The organism is Neobacillus endophyticus, from assembly GCF_013248975.1.
Taxonomy (GTDB): domain Bacteria; phylum Bacillota; class Bacilli; order Bacillales; family Cytobacillaceae; genus Neobacillus; species Neobacillus endophyticus.
Genome location: NZ_JABRWH010000001.1, coordinates 3323091 through 3349094, shown reverse-complemented (window position 1 = coordinate 3349094; position 26004 = coordinate 3323091). Strand labels below are relative to the sequence as shown.

The window sequence follows — 26004 nt, the reverse complement described above, 5'->3', positions numbered from 1 at the left end:
GTCATAATTTCCTTATTCATACTTTTCTTAAACTGTAGGTCGGAGGTTCTAATTCTCTCCAGGACGCTTCAAAACCCTTACATAGCAATGTTTTTTCTGTTTTATCTGTTAAAATTGTTTTTATTTAACAACCAAGTTACCAACATATTGCTACCAAACCTCACCAATGGTTCTAACAGCAAGTATTGTTCGATGTTCTCAATTCCCTCTTTTCTATTTTTCAATTACTATTGTTATTCACGAACAATAAGACTGCATATTCTCTTACCTTATTCTTTTAATAGAAATCTAATTAAATAATTCTCATATTAAAAGAGTGACATTTCTGTCACTCAAATATTAACTTATTTTGTTTTACTGGTTGAAATGTACTGCAGCTTCTCTAATGCAATCTACATATCGAAATACTGGGAGCTCAAAGTCATATAATCTACAACGAAACGTAACTCTTACTCTTAGAAAAAAACTGCCAGTTCCTCCTACTTCAACTCTATCGTTTCCTACTTTTCTTGAAGATCCTATAATATATACATTTGAACCTGGCTCTTCTGGATAAATACTCCATTCATAAATTATTTCATTGTCATGACCAACACAGTCTCCTCCACACTCCAGGTCCGCATCTGCAAAGTATACTCTCGGAATGTTTGTTCTTTTAATGCCTTCGTCTCTTAATCGTGATCTGGAACAACATCCTTCATTTGGTTGGTTTATTTCATTACAGTCACAATTACGAGCACTTCGTTCCCTTTGATATCTTTGATTTGTCCAATCAGGTTCATTCCTGCTATCTAACATAATAATCACCTCACATCTTAGCATTTACTAACAATTTATTCAGGTATTTTTAGAGTTCTTGGACAAATTTTATTTTTAATCACTCTAAAACCATCCTAATCAACAAAACACCTCTTAAATGAACAAAAAAAGATCTTAACAGCATTCATTCTAGAGCTCAAGGCACAGCACCTTTAATCATTCTGTCATTTCGAAGACAAACTGCTGCTTCACTTTCTTGCGATCTTGTATCATATCAACTTCGTCAACCTTATCTTCATTAAATACGAATTGATGTTCTAATTGAGACAAAAAAAATATACGACTAAGCCTGATTATCAGTCTTAATCGCATAAATCTTGGCACTCTGTACAATACAAATGACCTTTATATATTTCGGTTTCATTATTCTCATATTCATTTCCACAACGGTAACATTTATACTTTTTACCTTTGTCATCATTTAATGAAAAATTCGGATCGAAATATGGTGTGATGTTATTTACGTTTGCTTTGTAAAGCTTATCAATAAGTGTTTCTTCGCTATCTAACTCTTCGTCCCATAAAGTCTTTTTCGTTTGTTTACGGTAATAATCATTATTTTTCAATTAACATCGCCTCCCGATACAGTTTATGCGGGAAAATAAATAATTTTCCATAAAAAAACGCACCTACTAGGATGGCGATATGATATTTATATTAAAACACTAAACTAGATTGCACCAGAAAGGAATTTCTTGACTAGCTTTTAAATATTTACCTTTACCAAGGAATTTGATTTCCATCTTTAAAAAAACCTCCAGAAGGTCCTTCAGGTCCAATCGTCGCTAACCACAGAATCGACTCAGCTGCTTGCTTAGGCGTTCTTGGAGCAGATGGTCCGCCCATATCTGAGCTTACCCACCCTGGGTCGACCGCATTTATTTTGATATCACCTTTGATCTCTGCAGCAATCAGTCGCGTCATTCCGTTTAGGGCAAATTTAGACAACTTATAAGCTCCTACTCCTGGATATGACATATCGCTCATCGCTCCATATTCTGAGGAAACATTAATAATTCGCCCATAGCCTCGTTTTTCCATAAGAGGAATAAAGGAACGGATAACATGGTACACACCAAAGAAATTGGTTGCCATTGTTTTTTCAAGAATAGAAGGGTCCATTGCCACTAACTTTTTATTCTCCTCCAAATACACGCCAGCATTATTAATCAAAACGTCTAATCTTCCATACTGCTCATTTACTGAAATTGCAGCTTGACTAATGCTTTCTTGATTGGCCACATCCATCTCTACACATATAACATCCAGATCTAACTCCTTTAATTTCTGCGCAGCTTCCTGACCCTTCTCAAGAACCCGGCTTGCGAGAATCACCTTAAATCCTTTCATCGCCAATTGCTTGACCAGTTCATTTCCAATACCCCGATTTCCGCCTGTGACAAGCGCAACTTGTTTATCCTGTGACATTTAAATCCTCCATTTCTCGTCTATAATTGAGAGCATCTAACTGTTGTTTTCAGCCTTTGTTTTTATTCTAGCTGTGCGATTTTCACATAACAAATACCTATATCTTATATCAAGATATGCATGAGAGGCATTTCTGAAATAGATATACTAAAACATTATAAAGGAGGAGTATTTTATGGAAATTAGAGTTTTGCGATATTTTCTTGCTGTTGCAAGAGAAGGAAGCATGATTACTAATTCTCAAAATAAAAAGAGTATCCAGAATTTTTATTGGATACTCTTCATTTATATTTATATCAACTAACGATGAACTTTCTTTCCACATAAGAAATTAACATTTGTCGCTGCCATTTTTTACCCGTTTCATTTGCATTAACAAGTTCCTCAATGGATCGTTTAAAGTCCGCTAGTTGATATCTCTTCTCTAAAAAATTAATTTTAACTATTTTTGGTTTAGACGTAGTTCTCCAGAGCCGATGATTACACAATTGCCTCCGATTTTTACTTCCTTAAATTCATTTCCGCCTTTCACTATGGATATGTCAATAAAACTAGGTCTCCCCATTTCTATTCCCTGTTCACTTCTAAGGAAATACGTCTCATTTTCAATAGGTGATATAACACCATACTCAACTAGATAGGCTCCTAAAGGTCCGCTTGCACCCCCAGTGGCAGGATCTTCTGAAATCCCCATTGCAGGTGCAAACATTCTGCTGTGAACGGTAGAGGTCGCTTCCTCTGTTTCCATAGTGAAGGTGAAAATATGTTTTGTACTTGGGTTATTGCTAAAATACTCCTCCCAAACATCAGTACGAAAACTGATATTTTTTATCGCTGAGAGTGATCGGACTGGAATATACAAAAATGGTACTCCAGTTGAAACAGTCTGAATTGGAAGGGTCGTATCTATGTCTTCAATGGATAAAGACAACAATTTGGCAGCATTCTCAGTATTTAAATATTTTTCACCAAAAACAGGTAATGGTTGCTTCATTTCAACTTTTAAAATATGAGAATTCTCTTTATAAACGGTTACAGGAACATCCCCAACTCCCTCTTCTAAAATCCATTCATTTGAACCTTCTTTTGTTCCTAAAATTCCTTTATCAGCCAAAACGTATGCCGCTCCGATTGTCGGATGTCCAGCCATTGGCAGTTCTACTTTTGGAGTAAATATTCGTAAATTTTTTTCTTTTTTAGGGTCACTTGGTGGTCGGATAAATACGGTTTCGGAAAGGTTAAGTTCTCTGGCGATCATTTGCATGGTTTCGGTTTTTAATGTTGTATTTTCATGAAAAACAGCTAATTGATTCCCTCCAAAGGGTGTTGTGGTAAATACATCGACTAACGAATATTTTAATGTTTTCATTGATTCCCTCCAACCTGGTTTAGTGATGTCCTTTAAACGTAAAGCCTGACAACAGGCTCTACCTATTCCCTCCCACCTTTTAAAACTACGACATTTCTCATATGTACTCCTCCTCGTTACTTGTCTTTTTTTATTTTAACACAGTATTCAGAAAATTAAGTAACATCAACCTAGTATCAATTTGATAAGGTCCAATTTTTAATCATGTATATATTAATCATCTCAGTATTAAACACAAAAAAAACATCCTAACGAGGCCCTTTTTCAGTTAAACATTCTTCTTCGGGTTTCATCATCACCTGTTTCCATTTTTCATCGCCTATTTTCCGAAATTGAGCAATTTCTACGTCAGTTCCATTTGTTAATGTAAAGAAAATAAAATAATAATCAGCACCATCATTACCATGAAAATAAATATGTTTTCCATAACCATTTATTACTGTTGGATATCTTTTTTGAATTAGCTTGCACCAATTTCCATATTTCACATCGACCACTGCTTCCCCATCATGTTGCCAAAGATGATAAGGAGCACATAGAAAATCTTCAGGGAACTGTTGTATATCTGTCATTCTATATCCTTCTTTTTCGTGAATACGCTTAATAAATCCGTAGGAATATCCAAAATACTCAGCTGTTTTGCCCTTAAACCCTTCAATTGTTTCAATTTCATAAAAAAAACGAATTCCCCGTTTTCCATCCAGCACACGACAAAGCTTGATCAAGTTTGTTTATTGACTGGAGATTTATAAAATAATAGAAAAACGGTGCAACAATTTGTAAGTTGAATTCGTCTATTTTATATGGGGGAATTCTGTTGAGAAAGATCATAAGCCTAATTTTCGTATTTCTGATAGGCTGCACATTCTTTATCACAACAACTTATGCAAAATGGGCATATGATTTTGTTGTCTACAAGGATAATAGCTATGTTGTTACAGAAACACATATCGAAGCTAATAAAATCGGTAGAAAAATTGGAGAGGTAACAAAGTATTCAGACCTAGAAGGCACTTATAGAGGGAATTTTTCTAATAAATTTCCAAAAGGAACGGAATATTATGAAATCAAAGGTATAGCAATAAATGAAGCCATCGCCATTGAAGAAAGCAAAGATTCTTTTATTAAAGCTAAATATAATGGTAAATATGCTACCAATGGAGAATATGACCCTACGAATTTCTTACTGGTGTATTTTATTGGAGTCGTTTTGTTGTTCGGTATCATGTATTTATTTTACAAAAAAAGAAACAGATAATGCTCAAAAAGGATGTCAAAAGACATCCTTTTTCTTAATATCTTGATAACATATCCACCAGAAGAGTTGTGAAAGTCCACAGGATGCCAATTTAAAAGGGTTATGCAGATTCACCAAGCAGCTCTGGAACTGTTACAAACTCGTAACCCTGTGCTCGTAAATGATCGATGATTTGTGGCAGGGCTTGCACTGTCCCATTCAGTTCCCCAGGATGGCTGGCTAAACTGTGCTCAAGAATGATTCCACCAGGCGAAACTTCTTTGTTAACAATCTGGAGAATATTAGGAGCTGACGTTCCTTTCCAATCTAGTGTGTCAACAGACCAGTCGATAACTCGATAGCCGAGATTGTGTATGAGTGTTATGTCTGCTGGAGTTACTCGGCCATAGGGCGGTCGAAATAAGGTGGTTCTTTGCCCTGTAATCTGTTGAATCTCGTTTTGTGTAGAAACGATTTCCTGGGTAATCTGTTGGTTATTAAGCGTCCATAGTTTCGGGTGATCCCAAGAGTGATTTCCAAGTGCATTCCCTTCGTCAGCAATTCGCTTTACTATGTCAGGGAAACGTTTGGCTTCTTTACCCACCATAAAAAATGTTGCCTTTACTCCTTTTGCCTTCAAAATGTCGAGAATCTTTGGTGTATAGTAATTATCCGGCCCGTCGTCGAAGGTCAGTGCCACTCGTTTCAGGCTGGAAGATCCCTTATAGATTACAACTGCTGGAAACTGTTGAGAAAGGTTTTGTATTTGCTGTTTATGCTGTTCGTTAGGTAATCTGTGATCTGCTTCATTCCAATCTTTCTGTGCTACTCGTTCAGGGGTTCCTTGGCCATTATTTTTACTTGTCTTTTTCTGCTCTACTTGCTGATCACTTGTACTCTCCTTCTTCGCTGAACAGCCAAAGAGTGCAGCCAAGCTTAAGATCATACAAGTTAACAACACTTTCAGCATACGTCTATTCATAAAATCACCTATTCTTGTAAGTCTAATACCTGTATAGTTGTTGAAATCATTCTTTCTGTTATGAACCCTTACTCCCCCCTTAAAAAAGCTAATTTTAGATTATCACTTTTCTCTTACGGATTTTATTTTGAATAGGCGCTGTTAAATTTGGCTGTTGATTTCCGCTTCAGGCACGAGCGGTTCGCGGGCGCGCCTGGAGAGGAAATCAACAGAATTTAAATATCAACAATGTTCTTTAACATAGCCTTTCAATTCAATAAGTAATTGAAAACATCGATTCATTTTACCATATTAAATTCTTCCGTTTCATAAATTTACATACAATAAAATCATTCCTACGGCTGTTATTTGATACTGCTTAGGGAGTATAATTACTGTTAGTCTTCAAAAACTAGTAGGCCGAATGAATTTTCGATCGCTCTATACAATCTTCCGGTTGAAACAACGAGAAAAGTGGGATAAATTTATTCAAGGGAACCATCTACATATTCTTCAAGCTGTATACAATTGAAGATTATGACTACTAGATTGGTATTCTTATTTCCTGGATTTTAGAGTTAGGATCCAATTCTTTGTCATAAAAAAACTATTCACTTTCCTTAAATAAAAGAATGAATATTAGGAGTAAAATAAATAAAAATGATTAAACGCAAACCGAATAAGATTCCATTCAACTTCGTCTTTCTTATGCTATTTTCAGCACTATTAATAATCACTTATTGTTACTGGGAAAATGACATTCCTTATTTTCAACGTGATCCATTTATAAATGTAAAAAAATACTCTCCGGAGATTCATAATGAATTAGGAAAATACCATCTCGAAAAGTACACTCCCGTTATCATTGCTTTAATGCAGCAAGAAAGCAAAGGGAAAGGTGGAGACCCCATGCAATCATCTGAATCAATAGGATTGCCACCGAATTCGATTAAAGATCCGAAAGAAAGTATCCAAATAGGAGTTAAGCATTTCCGGCACATTCTTACGTACGGACAGGAAAAACAAGTAGATTTTGCCACGATCATTCAAGCTTATAATATGGGAATTGGTTATATTAATTACGTTGCGGCACATGGAGGAAAACATAACGAGAAGTTAGCAAAAGAATTCTCACTTTTACAAGTTAAAAAGCACCCGAGTATTTATAATTGTAAAAAAAGTTTTTTTAATTCAAGATATCCATATTGTTATGGTGATTACGCTTATAGTGAAAAGGTCAATAAAAATATCACTTCATTAAATGAAGGTTATAATTAAACTGTAAAAAGTGCCGTGGTTATTTCATTTTTTCCGATTAAAAGCAATGAACAAAAAATCTTGCGAAATCAAAACATAGGTTGTACGTTTCCTTAACTTTATCTTTAGGTTCGCATCTTATTCGAAAAAAAAACGCTATGTTATTGTCTTGTTTCCGATCATTCTAAAGGGGCCATAACATGACATAGCGTTTTATATTGTGATGTGTAAGAAAAATAAAAACGCCGCACCCCAGAGTTGACGTTCTTTACTTAAATATGAAACCTTTAAATTACGTATTCTCACAGGTAAGAAGGGTTTCAGCTGTTTTCATCACCATCCCCTTTATTTGGTGACTCTCTTTCATTTTCCTTTTTAGCCCTAAGATTTACTTTAGCCTGCTTTCCAAGCTTTTCCGCAATTTTTTCGTCCAGTAATTTCGTTAAATCACCTTCATAGGTTGTGCCAATATTTAATTTTCCAGATAAATCCTTTATACCTAATTGTCCAAAATTATTAGCGTAATCCACATGTTCAATTACGATTTGATCGACATGTATATGTTCAATAATAATATTCGGAGTTGATTCCTGAATAAGGGGTTTCGAATTTACTTGATTTTCATTTGCTGTCTTCTCCTTCGTTAAAGAAGCTTCAAGGAAAGAGATTTTTTTTTCTAATTCCGAAATTTTCTGGGTGAATTTTTTTCTAGTGATGAAATAGCGAAAAAGAAAGCGCATATGCATCCTCTATTCAAAGGTGGATTGTTCGAGGATAATAGTAACCATAAAAGGTATGGATCGTATGAAAACACCATTCCGGATCAGCCGTTTTTTATATGGTCCCTCCTTCATGAATCCACCCCATTTATAGTCTTCATGTTTCATCTTATTTCTCCTTGAAAAAAACATGCAAAAAAAATCGACGGCCACATGATGATTGTTCGTCGATCTCGCTTTTTACCTATAAATATTTTGAGGAATTTCTTGTGATGTACTGCTCTTAAGCTAGGTCAACTTCGACATTAATGCAATCCAAACGTTATCCATAGGCATGTTTCATTGAGCTAAAATTGGGATGACATTGGCAATGATGGGTTGGCAATTTGGTCTTGGTCACTAATATCTGTATCAAAGTACCCATTAAAGGAACATGAACTGGCTGGTGAAAAGTCTCCTAGTGCCATGTTGACTCCGATCCATTTTTGGTTAGCGGTATGGCTATTTTGCACGGCAGGTCCCAATGAGATGTTAGCATTATTATTGACAGCATTTGTCTTGATATTAAAAACATTAATCTGAAAAGGCATTTTTTTCATTCCTTTATCTTGGATTACTATAGACAGTTGATGGATTTGCAATATCTCCCATATCATTGAAATCCGGGTCAATAAATACGTTTTCCATCGCAGCAGTTGGCGGTGCAAAATCTCCATAGGCAGTATTTTGTCCTTGAGATTTAGTATTAGCAGTATGGGCATTATGAAGGGCTTCACCGATGTTGACAGATCCGTTGTTTGATACACTGTTAATTTTAAGGGTGAAAATGTTTATTACAGTCTGCATCCTGTCACATCCTTTTTTATTGATATCTCTCCCATACTATGCAAGCAAACGCCTATCCGTTATTAAAACTTATCCTGATAAAGAACGATAAACAAGAGGGGTTATTTGAGAACATGTTCTTAACCGTCGAACAGCTAATATAGGCAAGTGGACAAACACAAGCCTTTTTTCAAAATAAACTAGAGTAAGGATGGTGATGAATCATGTCATTCCAGATCAACATATTTCAATTTAAGGTACATTCCTTAACTAATAATGCAAATATTAATTTTGGTCCTACCTATCAAAACAGTCATACTGCCAATAGTTCCATAATTGGAGGCAATTTTAATTTTGGTGACGGCTGCATAAGCTCATTCGCAAATATTAATGGTGGGAAAATAAAAATTTCAAATAAAAACACATCACAAGATTCTTAAGATATCTTCGTATTTTTATTTGTTTTTCATTCTTCAACTAATAGTTAAACTTGGAGAAACCTTTTTATATGAGGCGCTGTTTAACTTTTTATATTAACAAAGATCTTTAACATTGCATTATATTGAAATTCCAACTATTTACTTGTTTGTTAAATTAATAAAGCTGCCATGTATGGCAGCTTGAACTTCAGCACTCTTTTCGATTATCTGGAATTATTAAGATCACTTATGCTTATTCTCAAACCCTAAACAATGCCCATCTATTGATTGATCCTTACTTTTATATCGTTGAATTTGTTCTTAAGTTTTCTATATTGAATCAATTGTTCTTTAAGAAAATTTAATTCATCCTCTGTTAATTGTTCAAAGTTACTTTCAACCTTAAAGTCATCTTCTCTTCTGGTGGTAATAAACCACTCTAATTTAGCTGAAATTTTCTTCATTAAAGCATACCTCCTTCTTAGAAGCATAAATACTGTAGGCAAATGAAAGCCGGACTATTATTGACTATTGGTCCTTTTTCATTGTTCTGATGACTGGTTGGTAAGCCTAAGCAAGCTATTCGAATCAATTTTATTCAGCATTCGAAACACATGTCCTATTTTTCAATACTCTTTTATGCTTTATCCCACCCACTTTCCAGTTATTAACAATCACATTATTCCTGTTTGACGGAATTTTTCGAAAAAATGATTTATAAGAAAAGAAGTGCCCATGTGACACTTCTTCCTTTATTTAAAATTAAAATGAAGGTTTAATTGGATCAATCGCTAAAATATTTTGTCCATTTACATTAACCCAAATATAGGAATGATCTAGATCAGTACCAGTCATGCCGGTAAGGGTTTGATGTACACCTTCTTGTAATTGAAAGGTTGTTTCACCAGTGTTTACTGCTGGCTGTGTATTACTATTTAAAACATTTACATTAATAGTTGAATCAGAGCTGCTATCATATGCTGCAAATGAATGTAACGGTGTAGCCAATGCAAATATGAAAGCTGCAGCAATAAAAGTTAAAAGTCGTTTTTTCATTTTTTTCTCCCCCAGGTTGATATGTATATATGAACTAAGACATTGTTAACAGAAATGCATCGACAACATCAGGGTGGAATAGCTTTCCGCTTTCCCGTTTAATTTCCTCCAGCGCCTCTTCTCGAGACCGTCCTTTACTGTATACACGCACACTTGTCATGGCATCAAAAGAATCGACAACTCCAACAATAGCAGAAGATAATGAAATTTCATTGTTTTTTAACCCAAAAGGGTAACCACTGCCATTTAATCGTTCGTGGTGTTGTTCAACAATATAAGCAGCTTTTTTTAATTCAGTAATACCTGAATTAATCAGTAAATCCGACCCGAATACAGTATGTTTTTTCATCATTTCATACTCTTTAGGGGTCAATTTTCCTGGCTTATTTAAAATGGAGTCAGGAATTTTAATTTTACCGACATCATGTAAAAAAGAGCCAATATGCAAAAGATATAGTTCCTCTGATGAAAGGGCTAATTTTTCTCCTACCTTGATTGAGAGTTCCATAATTCTATGACAATGCTCAGCCGTGTAACCATCTTTTTCTTCCACTGCAATAGCTAAATCCATAAACTCTTTCACCTTAGAATCATAAAGATCAAAAACAGGCTGTGAAGAAGATGAAATATATAGAAAGCTGGTATCACCGTGTGATGTAAATAATGTGTCTTCTAAGATTGGATCCATAATTAAATGGTCACCTTTATAGGCTATTTTTCTCTCGTACCCTTCCATCCATGAAAGTGACCCGCTTAAAAGATAGACAAACTCCAGTCCATCCCAGCCCTCCACAGGGCCAACGACCCAATGTCCACCATCTTTTACATGATGATGAATTATTTCCAATCCTTCTTTCTGTAGCAATAAACTAAGGGCTGAACCTTTTGAAATGCTTTGTTTTAGAAATCCACCGCTTTTAATAAGTCGGATATTATTATGACGATGTATCATCCCTATAGTCCTTTCGCCTTAGAGAATTTTATTATAATCGATTCGTCAAATTTCGACAATAACTTTTATAAATTTATTATATTACCTTTATTTTGGTCAATTTTCATATGTTCAGTCATTTTAATTAGTTCATATAGAGTACTTCGATGTTGGCGAAAATTTCATTTAAAGAACAAACATAGATGATTGATCAATATCCAAAAATGATAGACCATTAAATTCATTCATAAAGCATCGTTACTACACCGGCATAATCCGCCAAGTTTTCTTTGGAAATATCCAATGTCTTAACTTCGATTATTCGTTGTCCAGAAATCTGAAGAAACTTATCTACCTTTGAAAACATCAAGCCAGCAACCGACAAATCCTTTGTTCTATAGTGCATAGGAATGGTAATAGTAGGTTTCAATTGACGCATGACTTGGGTAGCTTCTAGAGCATTAATCGTGAATCTGCCTCCTACGGGCAAGATGAGAATATCTACTTTTCCAATTTCATTTACTTGTTCTTCTGATAAAATATGCCCTAAATCACCGCAATGACAGAGCGTTAGACCTTCCATTTGGAAACAATATATATTATTGGAGCCCCGTTTCTCCCCATTTACCTTATCATGAAATGTATGAAATCCTTTAATCCTCACATCATTCAGGATGTATTGCTTCGGCTCATTCACCAGTAAGTAATCACCTGTTGCAGCTTGAATTTTATTGTGATCAAAATGATTATGTGTAACAGCCACTATATCTGATTCAACTATTGGCATACGGTAACGAATGAAGCGATAATATGGATCAATAAGAATCCTGGTTCCAACTTTGGAAGTCAATAAAAAACAAGAATGCCCAAACCATTTTATATTCATACTTTCATTCCCCTTACCCCATTTGAATTTGAATAAAAAAAGCCTTGCTACTTATTTCAAGCAAAGCACCCTATAGCTCCATTCCTACTTCAGTGGTGATCAACTTTAAATCCACTTAAAAGTCATATAACTTATATATTCTGTTATATTTAAAAAATTCCGAAACAGTCTATTTGTATCAACCAAAGGGGCTGGTTTGGTTTTAGTGCATCTATTACTACTACAATGTTCGAAAAAGAAAACTCCCTTCCATTTCGGAAGAGAGTCTTTTATGTTTATTTAAAAGTTCCTTCAAAGATTGTTTCTTTTAGTGGTCTACGGTTTGATGGCTGCTCACGGGGCTGAAAATCCTCTGGCAAAGCTTCTTTTTCTCCTTGATATCCTATGGCTATAACCACTTGAACATCAAAGTTGTTTGGGATATTTAATGTTTCTCGTGCTAGATCTTTTTGAAATCCACCCATTGCATGTGTAATTAACCCTTCTTTCACGGCTTGCAGGGAAAGGTACCCCCATGCCGTGCCAACATCAAAAGCATGTGCCGGATCTTCTTTATCTGAAATGAGAACGGCTAACACAGGGGCTTTTTCACACCATTGACGATTTCTCTCAAGAATAAAGGAATGAAATTTTTCTCTATCTTCTTGTGTCCGGGCAAGGATAAATCGCCATGGTTGCAAATTATTAGCAGAAGGCGCCCAACGTGCAGCTTCGAATACACGCATCAGCACTTTTTCTGGCACTTCTTTTTCCAAAAAAGAACGCGGAGACCACCGATTCAAAAAAACGGGGTCAATCTCATAGTCTGCTTGCCGGTATTTTTTTATTTCTTTTTCCATCATGATATCCCACCTCAAATTTGATCTTTGCTTTCAACATTGATTATACATTAATGGGGCTCAACTTATCACGGGATCGACATTATAGAGAAGCTGGAATGGTTGAAGTAAAATCAGCAATAAAAAGAGGAAAATTGCAGATAATATAAACAAAACAATAAAAGAGGGGATACCAATGCCAGAAAACACAAACAAAGATGAAGCTATGGAAGCAAATCAAAAAATGAGTGAAAAATTTAAAGACTTTGGTGCTCGAGAGACTACTCCGTCAAATTCTGGGGCTGAGTGGGCAAATCAAGAAATTCAACATCAATTCTATGGAAATTCTCAAGAAGACAATCTTTCCCCTATCCATGTTGATGTCAACAATCCTCCAATAAAAAAGTAAAGACAGCTATTTAAATGTACATTAAACCTTGTACATAAATGAATGACAACTTTGACTAAGTACCTTAAACATTCTTTTATCTACTATTTATAGAACAATAGGTCTTTTACTACTATATTTTTTTAAATGTAACATATTTTCCTGAAACCCAACCTGCACCGACATTATACCAACCATCTTTTATGCCATATGCTTTATAAGCATGGCCTTTTTCAATGGTTTCCACAATGGCATATGCAGGATTTGGCCCTTTTCGAACTACCGTGTGAGCAGTTGCCGTCACAACTCCAATTTGACCTCCTGCTGATGGTTTATTTTTCTCTGCTATTTCTGCTGCAAAATCACGATAAGACCAGTTCATATCTACGTTTCCAGATATCCCATCGACTTTTCCTGTATCCGTATATTGCCATATGTCTGCATGGTTTTTTAATTGCCCTTGATAATGGGCAATCCATTGGGCATAATTAGTAAGCCGTTCTTTTTCCAATTGTTCATCTAAAAAGTTATCATATGTGTAAAGCATCACGAAATATCCTTTGTTCTCCAAGTATTCCAGAAAGGCTATGGCTGCATCTGTTAATTGCTTCTTGCTTACGTTAGAATTGTTTTCTTCGAGATCTAGTGCTACTGGATACGTCAATTTATAGTCCTTAATGACACTATCAAAATATTTTGCTTGAGCAAGTGCTTCTTGAACTGTGCTAAAAGTAGCAAAATGAAAAGCACCTACATCTATTCCATTTCCAAATGCCAATGGCACGTTTTTCCGAAAATAGTCGACATGGCTGTAATCTGTCCCTTGGGTAGCCTTAATGAAAACAAATTTTACACCGTCTGCTTTTACCTTTGCCCAATCGATCTCACCGTTTTCCCAATAAACGTCGATCCCTTTAATTTGTAAATTAGGTGCACTCATTAACTCCCATTCCTTTCTAATTTTTCATGAAGATATTTGACTAAAGCTGTTAACTCTTGACGATCTTCTTTTGCGAGTTTTAACTCTTCCATAACCGAATCGTGGATTTCTTGTGCCCTTTTTTCTTGTGCTTCATAAATCTCTTGGTTTGTTTTCTCATGTTTTTTTGCTAAAACAACCGCCCCCACACCAATTGCTGGAAGCGCAATAAGTTGAACAAAATTGCTCCAATAAAGAATCTTGTCTTCATAGAATGGAAACTTTAATGGAATTAAGCCATAAATAAAAAAAACATAAAAAGCCCACATCGAATAAAAGGCAATTGTAATTTTTTCTGCTAACCAATCGTTAAACTTTTTCATTCTAACCTCCCTTTTTCTTCATTAATTTTTTAACCGCAGTTTTTATATGAACATGCATTGGTTTCCAACGCTGCAGGACATCATCTGATTGATCAATAAGCCACCTTCGGGCCCAAACAAATGGAATTGTTGCCCCATGAAGGCCGTAACCATTTTCTCTATGGCAAGCAGAGCAGGAAACTACTAAGTTAGCAATGTGGTTCGCGTGCAAATCACAGGGGTTCTCTGGTAAATCCTTCGCATGTCCGTGAAAATCCAGTAGTTTTAAGTCTTTGTAAACTAGGGCTTGATCAAATTTATTCCATAAGGATTGCTCAGCCCAGTGATGTGTTTCAAGTGTATTTCCTTCTGCTAGCACCTCTTCTTTAGTCTTTCCGCACCAAAAACAAGGGTGCTTCTCCACTTCGACTAATTGATGGTGAGCATGTCTGTATTCACTATCGTCATTTCTTTCATCTCGATCCGGATAAACCTCAAGCTCTTTAAACGTCTTTGGAATAATGGATTTTGGAAGCATTTTTAATGCCTTTAATATATGGTGCATATATTTCACCTCTTTCTAGCATTCTATTAAAAATAAAAAACCCCGCTTATGCTAAAGCGGAGTTAGATGATATTTTTTATTTTTAGGAAAAAAATTGGCTTTCGATTCCCGAAATGACTACCGGGTTTGATTTCTGAATTCCCTATGCCACCCAACCCTTTTTATGCAAAATAAAAAGAGTCTCGCTTGACTCTTAATATTCTTTTTTATGACGTAATGGATTGCTCCTCTAATCGACAAACAATCTTGAAAAACCCCAATAAAATCAGAACAAGAAACGGATTTAGTATGGCTGAATACCCAATATTCCACCAGCCATAATGAAAGTAGCCCCATGGTTCCGGAAGCAAAACCACAAGTTCGTATATGAGAATGAAAACATTGAATGTAAAAATATAAAAGACTTGTTTTACCCTTTTAGTTTGAAAAGGGAACTTATTTAAAAAAATGATATTAACCGTGGGAACAATAAACAAATAAACAAATAGGGCTTGCCAATCAATATCCTTTGAAAAGTACCAGTAACCCTGATATTTTACGTCTACAAAGACATCAAATAAAATTTGGAGAAAGCTTGAAAATAACCATATTTGTAACATTTGGCTTCTAGTTAATTGTTTTTTTATTTTCAAAGCAATGAGATTAAATATGACGATTGAAATGAAGAGTCCTACCATTACATTTTCTCCTAATATTAATGTAACTGAAACAAATATAAGGTTTACAATTTTTATAAAATAAATACCTAATAATAAAAAGATTTACATAAGGTATGAACAAATTTGTAATCACGTTCTAAAAATCATAAACAAGTAATATGTTTAAATGTATTAAAAACTAAGCTTCTTAGGGGGGGCTTTCATGGAATGGTATGTAAAGGTGTTAAAAAATTATGTAGGATTTCAGGGGAGGGCAAGACGTAAGGAATACTGGATGTTCGTTCTTTTCAACTTCATTATTTCCATTGTTCTTTCTATTCTGCAGGCAATTTTACATCTTCATCAATTTTTAACGGGACTTTATTCTTTGGCCATTCTGCTGCCTTCACTAGCAGTCACCGTACGCAGGTTACATGATATTGGAAAGACCGGCTGGTGGATATTAATTGGACTTATTCCTATAATCGGTGATATCATTTTAATCATTTTTAATTGTTTTGATAGCGAAGAACAGACGAATAAATATGGACCAAATCCTAAAGTAACTTAATACCACGAAGAATCGTTTCTTCACCTGAATGGTCCAACAGCTTTAATCTGTTCAAAACCTATGCCCATGCAATGGCTTACTGCAGCGAAAAGGCATCCGAGAGCTTCGGATGCCTTTTGATACAATATAATTGGTTTCATATTCTCATAGCTAGCAATTATTCCAGATAACTAACTTATTTAAAGAGTAGACTGGGTATGTTACCCTCTTAAGCAGACGCTTCCTCTATTCCTCTTACTTCTTCATTCAGTTTGCACGCTTCATGCAAGTATTCCGTTTCTATCCCGCTATTTAAGCCCCAGACATAAAATGCTAGTGATAAAATGGCCACTATAAGCATATCCCAGCCATAAGGGATGATATTTTTGCCGCCAAACTTATCGCTCCCTAAATACGAAACACCCATCATACAAAAGAGGTAAACAACCATCCATAGACCTGCCAGAAAATTCTTTCTGAAGCCCTGCCAATTCCTCTTTATTTGATAATAAAAGTAGATCGGCAGCCCAATCATAATGGAAAATAACACTTGTCCGGTAAGCGGCCAGCGCGCCCAATATAAAGTTAATGAAGCAAATATAAAGCCGCATGGTGCAATGATATTTAATCCCTTTATCTTAATTGGCCGATATAGATACTTACCTGTTCGTCTTAATGTCATGACTGTGACTGGTCCAGTAATATAAGAGATCAAAGTTGAGACTGAAATGACTTCAGCCAATTTCCCCCATCCTCTAAATAAGAACAAAAATAAGAATGCGACAGCCAGATTTAGAACCATAGCTGGGCGCGGAACACCATAAATCGGGTGAACTTTCCCTAACACTGCTGGTAAATATTCATTTTTTTGCATCCCATAGATCATCCGTGCCGTCGTTGCGGTATAAGTGATGGCTGTACCGGAAGGAGAAATAATGGCATCAGAATACAATATAATGACGAGCCAGTTTAAGTTCAGGGCAATTGCCAAATCTGCAAAAGGAGAATTAAAATTTAAGTGATGCCATCCTTGCGCTAACAGCGCTGGATTAACAGATCCAATAAAAGCAACTTGTAAAAGAATATAGATAACGGTCGCAATTAACACCGAACCAACTACCGCTATAGGTATTGAACGGGCAGGATTCTTCGCTTCACCTGCCATATTTATCGGACTTTGAAAACCGTTAAATGCGAAGATAATACCGGATGTTGCTACAGCTGTTAGGACACTTGCCAAACCATGGGATTCTGTTCCGGGATTGTACGTAAAGTTCCCGCCATGGAAGCCAGCAAATAACAATGAACCAATCGTCAAACCAGGGATTATCATTTTAAAAACAGTAATAAAAGAGTTCGCTTTGGCAAATAAACTGACAGTCCAATAATTAATGAAAAAATAAATAATCAATAATAACGTTGCAATTAAAAGACCTTGTATAGTTAGACTGCCATTTGCGACTAAATGATGTGTCCATTGTGCCCATCCCCACGGCAATGAACTCAAATATTGTACAGAAGCGATGGCTTCAACCGGTATAACAGATACGATGGCTATCCAATTAGACCACCCTGCAAGAAAACCAATAAATGATCCATGCGAATACTGGGTATACTTAACCATTCCTCCAGCTTCAGGGAACATCGAACCTAACTCACAATAAGAAAGAGCGATTAATAAAATTACCGCCATACCAATGATCCAAGAGAAAATAGCAGCTGGTCCCGCAATTTGAGCCGCTCTCCATGCCCCGAATAGCCACCCTGATCCAATGATTGAACCCATCCCTACCATGGTTAAAGCAAACGTCCCCATCCTTCGTTGTAAATTATTGTTCATTTAATCAACCTCTTTTCTTGTAAAATATTTAGAAAATACATAAATCCCATTCCCTCGCTATATGTGTTAATAATTTAACCCCAGTAAGGCTATTGCCGTATTCATCTATAGCAGGACTATAAACACCGATCCCACACCCTTGTTGGAATGGACTTCCTTGTTTCGTTCCTGGAGGCACTAATGCTAAAATCCCCCCTGACACACCACTTTTAGCCGGAAGTCCGACAAAGGCCGCAAACTTTCCAGACGCATTGTACATGCCACAAGTAAGCATTAAGGCCTTGGTTAATCTAGCCACTTCCTTAGGGAAAATTTGCACATTTTGAATCGGATGGTATCCATCATTTGCTAGAATCATTCCAATCAGCGCGATATCTTCGGTATTCATTTCCAATGCGCACAGCTTTAGATAAACTTCCAGTGTTTCTTCCACTTCTGCTTCTAAAAACCCAGTTTCTTTTAAATAGTAAGCTAAAGCCCTATTTCGATTGGCTGTCTGCCATTCCGATTGAAATACCTCCTCATTCATCGTTGCACGTTTTCCTATCATTGTTTCAATTAATTGATAAACTATTTCTAATTTACTTATAGAAGTATCCCCAGGAAGAAGTGAGGCTACCGTTATCGCTCCAGCATTGATCATGGGGTTAAAGGGCTTACCCGGTTTATGAATTTCCAGTCGAACAATCGAGTTAAAAGGATCCCCAGTTGGTTCCACATCTACTCGATCTAAAACATAAGAAATACCCCGAGAAGTACAAGCAGCAATAAAACTGATCACTTTTGAAATACTTTGTAATGTAAAATTGACTTGCCATTCCCCAGATTTTATAACTTGTCCATTTGGCTTTGCTATACAAATACCTAGATCAGATAGGTTGGCCTTCCCTAATGCAGGAATATAGTTTGCAGTTTTTCCTTCCGCTGCATAGGTACGAAAATGAGACACCCATTCGTCCAAACTATCTCCCATTTGATCTTTAACCTCTTTACTAATGCCTTGTTTCAATTTATTTTAATCTCCTTCCGCAGAAAGCGCTTTCTGTTTTTTGCTCGATAAATATACCTCATTCTATCTACCAGACTACAAAATAAAACGAAAAACTACAGAAATTTATTTATTTTTTTTTCTTCTTTTTTAATGGTCCAAGCATTGTGTTCAGACAATTCAATCTGTATACTAATTTTCAGACAAAATAGGATGTGACCATCGTGAAGAACAGCCCCTTTTTAAAAAAAGACATCTTTATCATGATTTTAATGATTATTATCGTTCCTATAGCAGGCGAAATTAATTTCTATCCGGTAAATGCTACCTTTCGAATCAGTTTTGGGGTGCCGGCATTTTTATTCTTTTTATTACTATTCCGTAATTTCCCGGTTGTCATTCCGGGGTTTTTAACTGCTCTTAATATAGTAGGAATTCGTATTCTCATTGAGTTTATTATGAACAGACATTTTCTGTGGACTTCCTCTTTTCATTCTAATTTCTCTAGTTTTTTCTTCTATTTAGCATATGTTTGTTTCTTTTATTTTGGAAAAGTCCATCGCTTTTATCACCAGTTGTTACTGATTGGGTTGTTTGGTATTTTAATCGAAATAGCAGCAGATTTGGTAGAATTGACCGTTCAATACTTCTTTTTAGGTTCAACGTTTCGGTTAGGAGCACTAAATGAAATATTGATTATGGCCATTTCACACAGTTTTATTGTTCTTAGCTTCTTCACGATCATGCGCCTGTATGAAGCACAGGAAAGAGAAAGGCAAATCAGGAAACAAAATGAGCGAATGCTCCTTCTCATATCCAACTTATATGAAGAATCCATTCATTTAAAAAAAACGCTAATAAACGCTGAAAATATTACAAAAAAATCTTATGATTTATATAAAAGCTTAAACGACATAAAAAACAAAGGGGCTTTTATTGATTCTATCGAGGAATTTGGCAGAAAGGCATTAATGATTGCTGGTGAGGTTCATGAAATTAAAAAAGATAACCAACGTATTTTTGCAGGTATATCAAAACTCATCTCAGTTGAAAGTTTTGGAGACTATATCAACTTGCACGAACTTATTGCGATCGTAAAGCGGACAAATGAAAAATATGCTGATTTACTGAAAAAAGAGATTGAAATTAAGTATTTCATTAATGGGGATCATCCTGACTATCATGTTTTCACGCTTCTATCCATCATAAATAACATTGTGACAAATGCAGTTGAAGCGATCGAAGATTCAGGTACCATTACCATTAACATTAAAAGAGACCTGCATTCTATCGAATTCCAAATTGCTGATACTGGTCCTGGGATTTTGCCAAAGCATAAAAACTTAATTTACAAGCCTGGCTTTACTTCTAAATATGATACTTCTGGAAATCCATCCACTGGGATGGGATTGTCCTTTGTAAAAGATATGGTCGAACAACTAGAAGGTGACATAAGCGTAGAAGATCAAGCAAATGGACCAGGAGCGGTTTTTATTATTCGCATACCAATTATTCACTTAATGAAGAGAGGATGATTCGATGCTTTTTTATATAGCAGATGATGATGCAGCCATTCGTTCCATGTTAGCACAAATCATTGAGGATGAGGGGCTGGGAGAAGTAGTTGGAGAAGCTGAGAATGGCTCATTGGTAAATGGAAATATGCTGAACACACTAAACATAGATATCTTATTAATTGATTTGTTAATGCCGATTCAAGACGGACTAGAAACGCTGCGTCAAATTAAGCCTTTATTCAAGGGAAAAGTCATTATGATCTCACAAGTCGAATCGAAAGAATTAGTTGCAGAAGCTTATTCACTTGGAAGTGAATATTATATAACTAAACCAGTAAATAGATTTGAAGTACTGGCAATTATCCGAAAAGTTAGTGAACGAATCCGTTTGGAAAAATCGATAAAGGATATTCATAAATCGCTTAATGCCGTGCTTCATTTGGAGGACCCTTCTAATAAACAAAAAATAGCCGCTAATGAAAAAAATATACGGGTTTCCGGGCAACTACTATTATCTGATTTAGGAATAGCAGGCGAAAGCGGAGGCAAGGATTTATTGGATATTCTGGAGTATTTATCGCAAAACGAACAAGTAGACAAGGTACCTAAACTAAAAGAAATTTTTATGAATTTAGCTAAAAAACGATTAGGCTCCACTGCAACAGAGGGGGCGGTCCAAAAAGAAATGAAAGCTTCTGAACAACGTGTTCGGCGGGCTATTTATCAATCGTTGAATCATCTTGCATCTCTTGGCCTTACGGATTATTCCAATTGGAAGTTTGAAAATTATGCCTCTAAATTTTTTGATTTTACATCCGTCAGAAAGAAAATGGCAGAAATAAAGAATGGTTCAACCCAGTCTCCCTCCCTGCCTCGCATCAATACGAAAAAATTTGTTCAAGTTCTATATATTGAAGCACAACGTATGCATTCTGAATGACAGAAGCTTTATAACTTCCTATTCTCAAAATAAGGTTGATTCCCCACGTGACAACATAAAAAAACGCTATGACTCCATAAAGACTTCCGATCATCAAATAGGTCCAATACGGGTTTTAGCGTTTTTTTATTTATCTATCCTTTGGCAATTAACTCCTTCAACTTTTCCGTTAATCTTTTAAATAATTTCTCATCTTTTTGATCAAGAGCTCTATCAATCTGATTTTTAATAATCGCGATCTCCATTTCAAGCGAATTTTTTTCAATAATTTCATTGACTTCTTGTTCATACTTTTGGAATCGATTATACTGTTTCATATTTTCTAAAGCTGGGCTTTCAATAAGCTGCAAATATCGGTGATTTAGTGTTTTCCCATTAAAATTTAAAATCATAAATACTTTTTCAGTAGGATTCATCATAAGATCACCTAATGCCATGGCGATTTCATCTGTCTTGCGCTGATTATGATAGTACGCAAAACCAGGTTCATCCGTATTCATGCTAGAGATGACAATCGTTTTGCGGTTCAGCATCATTTTCTCGGTAAAAGAAACATTTTCAAGAATATGATAATGATTGATTATGTACTCGATAACCTTCCTTGCATCTGTACGTTTCAATTGCTGGCATTCTAAAAACCATTTAAGGAAATACCTTTTCTCTGAGGGCGACACCCATTTACTCATAGAATACACCTACTATGGCATTTATTCCTATTTTAGCACATAACAAATAGACAAATACATCCAAAAGCAATAAGAGAAATTACGGATAAAGGAAAAAAGCCGACATACGCCGGCTATTTATTGAACGAACAACTTGCTTATACAATCTTTTCCTCTACTCCTATGCTATCTTCCTTCTTTTTAGAAAATAAACCTGCCAGTGCATCTGGCAAGGCAATCATCGCTGGCAAAAAGACAGGAAGAAGAATAAAACAAAGGACAACGAGACCGGTAATGACTGCTATGGCCAATTCACTAAGCAGCAGTATTCCAGAAGGCATAAGAGTAGCAAAGGTACCGCCAAGTATGATAACTGCAGATATGATCACGCCACCAATATGCTTAGAAGCCAATACGATAGCCTCTTTTGGCGCCATATGCTGATATTCCTTATACCGCATCATGAGGAAAATACTATAGTCTACTCCCAGAGCGACGACGATAATAAAGGAGAAGAATGGAACGAAGGAAGAAATCCCTTCATACCCAATCAGATCTAAGAAAATATAGTTAATCATAAACATGGCTGCATAATATGCTCCAACAAGAGATGCCGTTATAAATACAGGGATCCAGAAAGATCTGATGACTAAGAACAGAACAAGTAATACCCCCAAAATGACGATGGTGGTTGTTTTGTTTAGATCTCTGCTTAATATATTATTCATATCATTTGTTGTAGCACTTGGTCCGGACACACCAGACTTTGCATGCGAAAGAACTGTGCCTTTAAGTCCATTGGAAACCGTTTCGTTCAATTTATTTATAGTATTCATGGCTTCTTTTGAATATGGATCAGCTTTCAAAACAATCGTAAACTTTGTGATTTTTCTATCTTTGGACATAAATGCATCTAATGATTTTTTGTAGTTCTTGTCATTTAATGCTTCCTTTGGAATAAAGAATGTTTTATTTGATTTCAATTGGGTTAAAAATCCATTCGTCTGTCCCAGGCCATTAGAAATTTGCTTTAATCCATTGTTTACATCTGACAGCTTTTGTCCAAAGGCGCTGAAGCCATTTAAGCCGGTCACAAGCTGCTGCTGCCCCGATTTCATCTGGCCAAGCCCTTCGGTTACGTGATTCATATTCGTAACAATCGTGCCAATACCTGAAGATGCTTTTCCAAGACCGCCTTCAAGTCTTTTCAAGCCAGCTGCCATTTGAGAAAGACCGCTGCTCATGCTTGCAAGATTTGTATTAGCAGTTGCAAATCCGCCAGTTATTTCATTATAGTTATTATTTAATACTTGGATTCTTTCAGTTATTTGACTTAAATTTGTAGATAATTGATTAATGTAATTCTTTAATTTTTGGTAGTTAACATCATTATTCGAATTGGAATAACTGTTTCCTAAATCAGAGATCGCTTTCTGCATACTAGAGATAGTACCTTTTACAGTAAGAAGTTGCTGTGCCATCTGTTGATATTGTGTACCTATCTGGACATAACCAGCCTGCACATTCTTATAATTTTCAGCTAAAGTTGAGATACCGCTGCTCGTCTTTGCGAGATTCACTTCAATTGTCGCTATGCCATTGCTGATGGTTTGTGAATTACTTGCCCCATCATCAATTCCAGCTTGGATTTTCTTTAGTCCATCGGTTAGAGCTGACATTCCATCTTGTAGTTTTCCCGTACCATCCACCATTTGACTCACTTTGGAAAAATCTGCGGACCCTAGCTTATCTTGGGCTAGCGTCAATCCATCATGTATTTGATCCACACCATCTTGAGTTTTCGATAAACCATTCGTAACAGAACCCATTTGACTGTCTACGTAAAAACCGTCTATTGGCTTACCCTGAGGCTGGGTAACAGATGAAACCAGCTTAACTCCCTTAATCCCTTTAAGTCTTTCCGTTAAATTATCGATGACGGCAAGTGATTTATTATTATCAAGCGTATCATTATTTTCTATGACAACAGTTGCAGGCATTGCCTGACCTTTGCCAAAATGCTCTGAGACAATATTAAATCCTTTTGAAGAAGGATAGGCATTACCTAGTTCCTTAATGGTATCAAAGTTAAGCTTCTGCTGATGGAAATACACCATTGGTACCAAGAGCATTAAAATAAATACTGTTGATATTATAGGATGTTTTACAGCAAAGGAGGAGGTTTTGCTCCAGAACTTGTTTTCCTTGTGGCCTAATACATTCTTGGAAGGCCAGAAAAGCTTTTTACCTAAAACCTTCATAATAAATGGTGATAAAGTTAATATTTCGAGCAATAGAACTGATGCGCCTATTACAACAACAACACCTGATTTATAAATTGGAGATTCGGCAAAAACGAGAGCAAGGAAAGCAATAAATACAGTGACAATACTGTATGCAATTGTTTTACCTGCCGTTTTGTATGTGTTTACGATCGAATCATCGACAGAATGTCCATGTGTCAATTCTTCTTTAAATCGATTAAATAACAAAATGTTATAATCAGTTCCTATCCCGAATAAAATCAGTACGAGAAGCATTTGGGTAAGACTTGTAATTGGAAAGCCTGCTTTATCAATTAATTGAGCGGCAATTCCTATGGAACATAGGTAGGAAAAGGCTACAGCCACCAGGGATATTAAAGGAGTTACTACTGATCTGAACGCCAGAATAAGAACGATTAAAATAAAAATAACCGTTAATGCCGCACTCTTCTCTACACCGGCCTGAGATGCTTTCAGATAATCATTATTGATAAAGTCTTCACCGCTAAGATAATATTTCACAGGCACTTGACTAAGTTTGCTATCTAATTCTTTTTTGATCTCATCCACTTCTCGTGATTTTTTATCAAGCTTATAGCTCACCAGCAGGGTCGTACCATCTTTAGAAATTAAAGAACTTTTAGCCTCAGGCATACTAAAGGGATCAATGATGTCTGAAATCCCCAGTGCTGTGCTACTGTCGCTTATTGCTTTGATCCCATCACCGATTTTTTTCATTTCATCATCAGAAATTTTATTTTTATTGTAAAAAACGATAATGTCGTTCAGACCTTTAGCAGTATCCATCTTTTTTAAGATATGATCTGCAATGACCGAAGGGCTGTTATCACCAGCACCTTGCTGCCCTTTATTTCTCAGGATGGCATTGATATCTGGCTGAATGACTGTAAGCAATATGGTCGCAATGAGCCATATGGAGAATATTACCCAACGGCCTTTTATAATCTTTCTCACTTTACTTCTCTCCCCTATTCAAATTATTTTCCACAGTTGTTTTCACCAGGAAAAAATAAAACATCAAAGAAATCATATTGATCCATTCCTTCTGCCTCCATTTTTTCCTTAACAGCCGAAACCAGCAATTGCATTCCTTTCTCTACGGTCTCCTGCTCACTCGGGTTTAATAAATTTAAAACACCTATTAATGACTTATTAGAAATTTCCGAAACGTTCTCATTGAGTCCTTCGGCAAAAGGTTCTGAGAGAGAAATTACAACAGAACGTTTATCCTTTGGATTAGCTGCTTTCTCGAGGAAACCTTTAGTCGTTAACCGCTCAACGATATCTGAAACAGTACTTTGCGTCATTTTTAAGTTTTGGGAGAGCTGTTTAATACTTATGGATCTTTGAGAATAAACTTCGGCAAGGATCCTTGCCTGTGGAATGGTTACCCCCTGTTCCTCCGCTTGTTTTTGCAGACTCTTCATCATATATCGATGTAAAAAAGCAATCGATTCCCGAAGAAAATCAGCCTTTATTTCCATCATTTAAAAATCTCCTTCCAAATAAATCGCACACGATACATCGTATACGATTTATAATATAAATAGAACGCTTGATTTGTCAATTTAAAAAACGATTTCCCAGCCCTTGAGCCGTTTTCATTCCAACTTACAATTTGG

Annotated in this window: 31 protein-coding genes; 7 read left to right on the top strand and 24 right to left on the bottom strand. The window is 35.9% G+C overall.

Going from position 1 to position 26004, the window contains the following annotated elements:
• Nucleotides 1–354: 354 nt before the first annotated feature.
• From HPT25_RS16540 to HPT25_RS16520, 5 genes are all read right to left on the bottom strand, one after another.
• Nucleotides 355–798, bottom strand: a complete 444-nt coding sequence (locus HPT25_RS16540; RefSeq protein ID WP_173066466.1) for a hypothetical protein — start codon at nucleotides 796–798, stop codon at nucleotides 355–357.
• 323 nt (nucleotides 799–1121) lie between these two features.
• Entirely contained in the window at nucleotides 1122–1385 is a 264-nt protein-coding gene (locus HPT25_RS16535) for a hypothetical protein (protein WP_173066463.1), read from the bottom strand.
• 154 nt (nucleotides 1386–1539) lie between these two features.
• Nucleotides 1540–2247, bottom strand: a complete 708-nt coding sequence (locus HPT25_RS16530; protein WP_173066461.1) for an SDR family NAD(P)-dependent oxidoreductase — start codon at nucleotides 2245–2247, stop codon at nucleotides 1540–1542.
• A gap of 442 nt (nucleotides 2248–2689) precedes the next feature.
• Nucleotides 2690–3616 (bottom strand): PhzF family protein, encoded by a 927-nt coding sequence (locus HPT25_RS16525; RefSeq protein WP_173066458.1) that lies wholly within the window; start codon nucleotides 3614–3616, stop codon nucleotides 2690–2692.
• 248 nt (nucleotides 3617–3864) lie between these two features.
• Entirely contained in the window at nucleotides 3865–4323 is a 459-nt protein-coding gene (locus HPT25_RS16520; protein ID WP_217269732.1) for a hypothetical protein, read from the bottom strand.
• A gap of 110 nt (nucleotides 4324–4433) precedes the next feature.
• On the opposite strand from HPT25_RS16520, the gene HPT25_RS28365 reads away from it, so the two are divergent.
• A complete protein-coding gene (locus HPT25_RS28365; protein WP_217269731.1) occupies nucleotides 4434–4874 on the top strand; it encodes a hypothetical protein in 441 nt (146 codons plus the stop codon).
• A gap of 100 nt (nucleotides 4875–4974) precedes the next feature.
• On the opposite strand, the gene HPT25_RS16510 is transcribed toward HPT25_RS28365, so the two are convergent.
• Nucleotides 4975–5835, bottom strand: coding sequence for a polysaccharide deacetylase family protein (locus HPT25_RS16510; protein ID WP_246277203.1), 861 nt, complete (start codon nucleotides 5833–5835; stop codon nucleotides 4975–4977).
• Between the two features lie 639 nt (nucleotides 5836–6474).
• On the opposite strand from HPT25_RS16510, the gene HPT25_RS16505 reads away from it, so the two are divergent.
• The gene (locus HPT25_RS16505; RefSeq protein WP_173066452.1) at nucleotides 6475–7092 is read left to right on the top strand and encodes a lysozyme family protein; all 618 of its coding nucleotides are present in this window, start codon (nucleotides 6475–6477) and stop codon (nucleotides 7090–7092) included.
• Between the two features lie 299 nt (nucleotides 7093–7391).
• Here HPT25_RS16505 and HPT25_RS16500 read toward each other — a convergent pair whose 3' ends face one another.
• From HPT25_RS16500 to HPT25_RS16485, 4 genes are all read right to left on the bottom strand, one after another.
• Complete coding sequence (locus HPT25_RS16500) at nucleotides 7392–7811, bottom strand: hypothetical protein (protein WP_173066449.1); 420 nt, start codon at nucleotides 7809–7811, stop codon at nucleotides 7392–7394.
• Nucleotides 7812–7820: 9 nt separating this feature from the next.
• Nucleotides 7821–7958, bottom strand: coding sequence for a hypothetical protein (locus HPT25_RS16495; protein WP_173066446.1), 138 nt, complete (start codon nucleotides 7956–7958; stop codon nucleotides 7821–7823).
• A 179-nt stretch (nucleotides 7959–8137) separates the two neighbouring features.
• Entirely contained in the window at nucleotides 8138–8380 is a 243-nt protein-coding gene (locus HPT25_RS16490) for a spore germination protein (protein WP_173066443.1), read from the bottom strand.
• Nucleotides 8381–8393: 13 nt separating this feature from the next.
• A complete protein-coding gene (locus HPT25_RS16485) occupies nucleotides 8394–8636 on the bottom strand; it encodes a spore germination protein (protein ID WP_173066440.1) in 243 nt (80 codons plus the stop codon).
• 203 nt (nucleotides 8637–8839) lie between these two features.
• Here HPT25_RS16485 and HPT25_RS29375 point away from each other — a divergent pair, with 203 nt between their 5' ends.
• A complete protein-coding gene (locus tag HPT25_RS29375; RefSeq protein WP_173066437.1) occupies nucleotides 8840–9055 on the top strand; it encodes a spore germination protein in 216 nt (71 codons plus the stop codon).
• A 260-nt stretch (nucleotides 9056–9315) separates the two neighbouring features.
• Here the strand turns inward: HPT25_RS29375 and HPT25_RS16475 are convergent, their stop codons facing one another.
• From HPT25_RS16475 to HPT25_RS16455, 5 genes are all read right to left on the bottom strand, one after another.
• A complete protein-coding gene (locus HPT25_RS16475) occupies nucleotides 9316–9498 on the bottom strand; it encodes a hypothetical protein (protein ID WP_173066434.1) in 183 nt (60 codons plus the stop codon).
• Between the two features lie 298 nt (nucleotides 9499–9796).
• Complete coding sequence (locus HPT25_RS16470; protein WP_173066431.1) at nucleotides 9797–10090, bottom strand: hypothetical protein; 294 nt, start codon at nucleotides 10088–10090, stop codon at nucleotides 9797–9799.
• Between the two features lie 34 nt (nucleotides 10091–10124).
• A complete protein-coding gene (locus HPT25_RS16465) occupies nucleotides 10125–11042 on the bottom strand; it encodes an HD-GYP domain-containing protein (RefSeq protein ID WP_173066428.1) in 918 nt (305 codons plus the stop codon).
• A gap of 220 nt (nucleotides 11043–11262) precedes the next feature.
• Nucleotides 11263–11907, bottom strand: a complete 645-nt coding sequence (locus HPT25_RS16460) for an MBL fold metallo-hydrolase (protein WP_173066425.1) — start codon at nucleotides 11905–11907, stop codon at nucleotides 11263–11265.
• Between the two features lie 275 nt (nucleotides 11908–12182).
• Nucleotides 12183–12749: a nitroreductase family protein gene (locus HPT25_RS16455; protein ID WP_173066422.1), complete on the bottom strand. Its 567-nt coding sequence runs from the start codon at nucleotides 12747–12749 to the stop codon at nucleotides 12183–12185.
• A gap of 172 nt (nucleotides 12750–12921) precedes the next feature.
• On the opposite strand from HPT25_RS16455, the gene HPT25_RS16450 reads away from it, so the two are divergent.
• Nucleotides 12922–13134 carry a hypothetical protein gene (locus HPT25_RS16450; RefSeq protein WP_173066419.1) on the top strand — a complete coding sequence of 71 codons (213 nt, stop codon included), beginning with the start codon at nucleotides 12922–12924 and terminating at the stop codon, nucleotides 13132–13134.
• Between the two features lie 112 nt (nucleotides 13135–13246).
• Here HPT25_RS16450 and HPT25_RS16445 read toward each other — a convergent pair whose 3' ends face one another.
• The 4 genes from HPT25_RS16445 to HPT25_RS16430 all read right to left on the bottom strand — a co-directional run bounded on the left by HPT25_RS16445 (nucleotide 13247) and on the right by HPT25_RS16430 (nucleotide 15636).
• Nucleotides 13247–14053, bottom strand: coding sequence for a GH25 family lysozyme (locus tag HPT25_RS16445; RefSeq protein ID WP_173066416.1), 807 nt, complete (start codon nucleotides 14051–14053; stop codon nucleotides 13247–13249).
• Complete coding sequence (locus tag HPT25_RS16440; protein ID WP_173066413.1) at nucleotides 14053–14415, bottom strand: hypothetical protein; 363 nt, start codon at nucleotides 14413–14415, stop codon at nucleotides 14053–14055. Before HPT25_RS16440 ends, HPT25_RS16445 begins: the two co-directional genes overlap by 1 nt.
• Nucleotide 14416: 1 nt before the next feature.
• Nucleotides 14417–14959: a hypothetical protein gene (locus HPT25_RS16435; protein ID WP_173066410.1), complete on the bottom strand. Its 543-nt coding sequence runs from the start codon at nucleotides 14957–14959 to the stop codon at nucleotides 14417–14419.
• Nucleotides 14960–15165: 206 nt separating this feature from the next.
• The gene (locus tag HPT25_RS16430) at nucleotides 15166–15636 is read right to left on the bottom strand and encodes a hypothetical protein (RefSeq protein WP_173066407.1); all 471 of its coding nucleotides are present in this window, start codon (nucleotides 15634–15636) and stop codon (nucleotides 15166–15168) included.
• A 184-nt stretch (nucleotides 15637–15820) separates the two neighbouring features.
• Here HPT25_RS16430 and HPT25_RS16425 point away from each other — a divergent pair, with 184 nt between their 5' ends.
• Nucleotides 15821–16168 carry a DUF805 domain-containing protein gene (locus HPT25_RS16425; RefSeq protein WP_173066405.1) on the top strand — a complete coding sequence of 116 codons (348 nt, stop codon included), beginning with the start codon at nucleotides 15821–15823 and terminating at the stop codon, nucleotides 16166–16168.
• 208 nt (nucleotides 16169–16376) lie between these two features.
• On the opposite strand, the gene aimA is transcribed toward HPT25_RS16425, so the two are convergent.
• Together aimA and HPT25_RS16415 are read right to left on the bottom strand one after the other, a co-directional pair.
• Complete coding sequence (aimA, locus tag HPT25_RS16420) at nucleotides 16377–17987, bottom strand: glutamate/serine transporter AimA (protein ID WP_173066402.1); 1611 nt, start codon at nucleotides 17985–17987, stop codon at nucleotides 16377–16379.
• Between the two features lie 28 nt (nucleotides 17988–18015).
• Nucleotides 18016–18996, bottom strand: coding sequence for a glutaminase (locus HPT25_RS16415; protein WP_173066399.1), 981 nt, complete (start codon nucleotides 18994–18996; stop codon nucleotides 18016–18018).
• 194 nt (nucleotides 18997–19190) lie between these two features.
• On the opposite strand from HPT25_RS16415, the gene HPT25_RS16410 reads away from it, so the two are divergent.
• On the top strand, nucleotides 19191–20510 hold the full coding sequence (locus HPT25_RS16410; protein WP_376767939.1) for an ATP-binding protein: 1320 nt from the start codon (nucleotides 19191–19193) through the stop codon (nucleotides 20508–20510).
• A gap of 4 nt (nucleotides 20511–20514) precedes the next feature.
• Nucleotides 20515–21432 (top strand): response regulator, encoded by a 918-nt coding sequence (locus tag HPT25_RS16405; RefSeq protein ID WP_173066396.1) that lies wholly within the window; start codon nucleotides 20515–20517, stop codon nucleotides 21430–21432.
• Between the two features lie 134 nt (nucleotides 21433–21566).
• Here HPT25_RS16405 and HPT25_RS16400 read toward each other — a convergent pair whose 3' ends face one another.
• The 3 genes from HPT25_RS16400 to HPT25_RS16390 all read right to left on the bottom strand — a co-directional run bounded on the left by HPT25_RS16400 (nucleotide 21567) and on the right by HPT25_RS16390 (nucleotide 25869).
• Nucleotides 21567–22118: a YpiB family protein gene (locus tag HPT25_RS16400; RefSeq protein ID WP_173066393.1), complete on the bottom strand. Its 552-nt coding sequence runs from the start codon at nucleotides 22116–22118 to the stop codon at nucleotides 21567–21569.
• A 137-nt stretch (nucleotides 22119–22255) separates the two neighbouring features.
• Nucleotides 22256–25336, bottom strand: coding sequence for an MMPL family transporter (locus HPT25_RS16395; RefSeq protein ID WP_173066389.1), 3081 nt, complete (start codon nucleotides 25334–25336; stop codon nucleotides 22256–22258).
• Nucleotides 25337–25359: 23 nt separating this feature from the next.
• Entirely contained in the window at nucleotides 25360–25869 is a 510-nt protein-coding gene (locus tag HPT25_RS16390) for a MarR family winged helix-turn-helix transcriptional regulator (protein ID WP_246277202.1), read from the bottom strand.
• Between the last annotated feature and the right edge of the window lie 135 nt (nucleotides 25870–26004).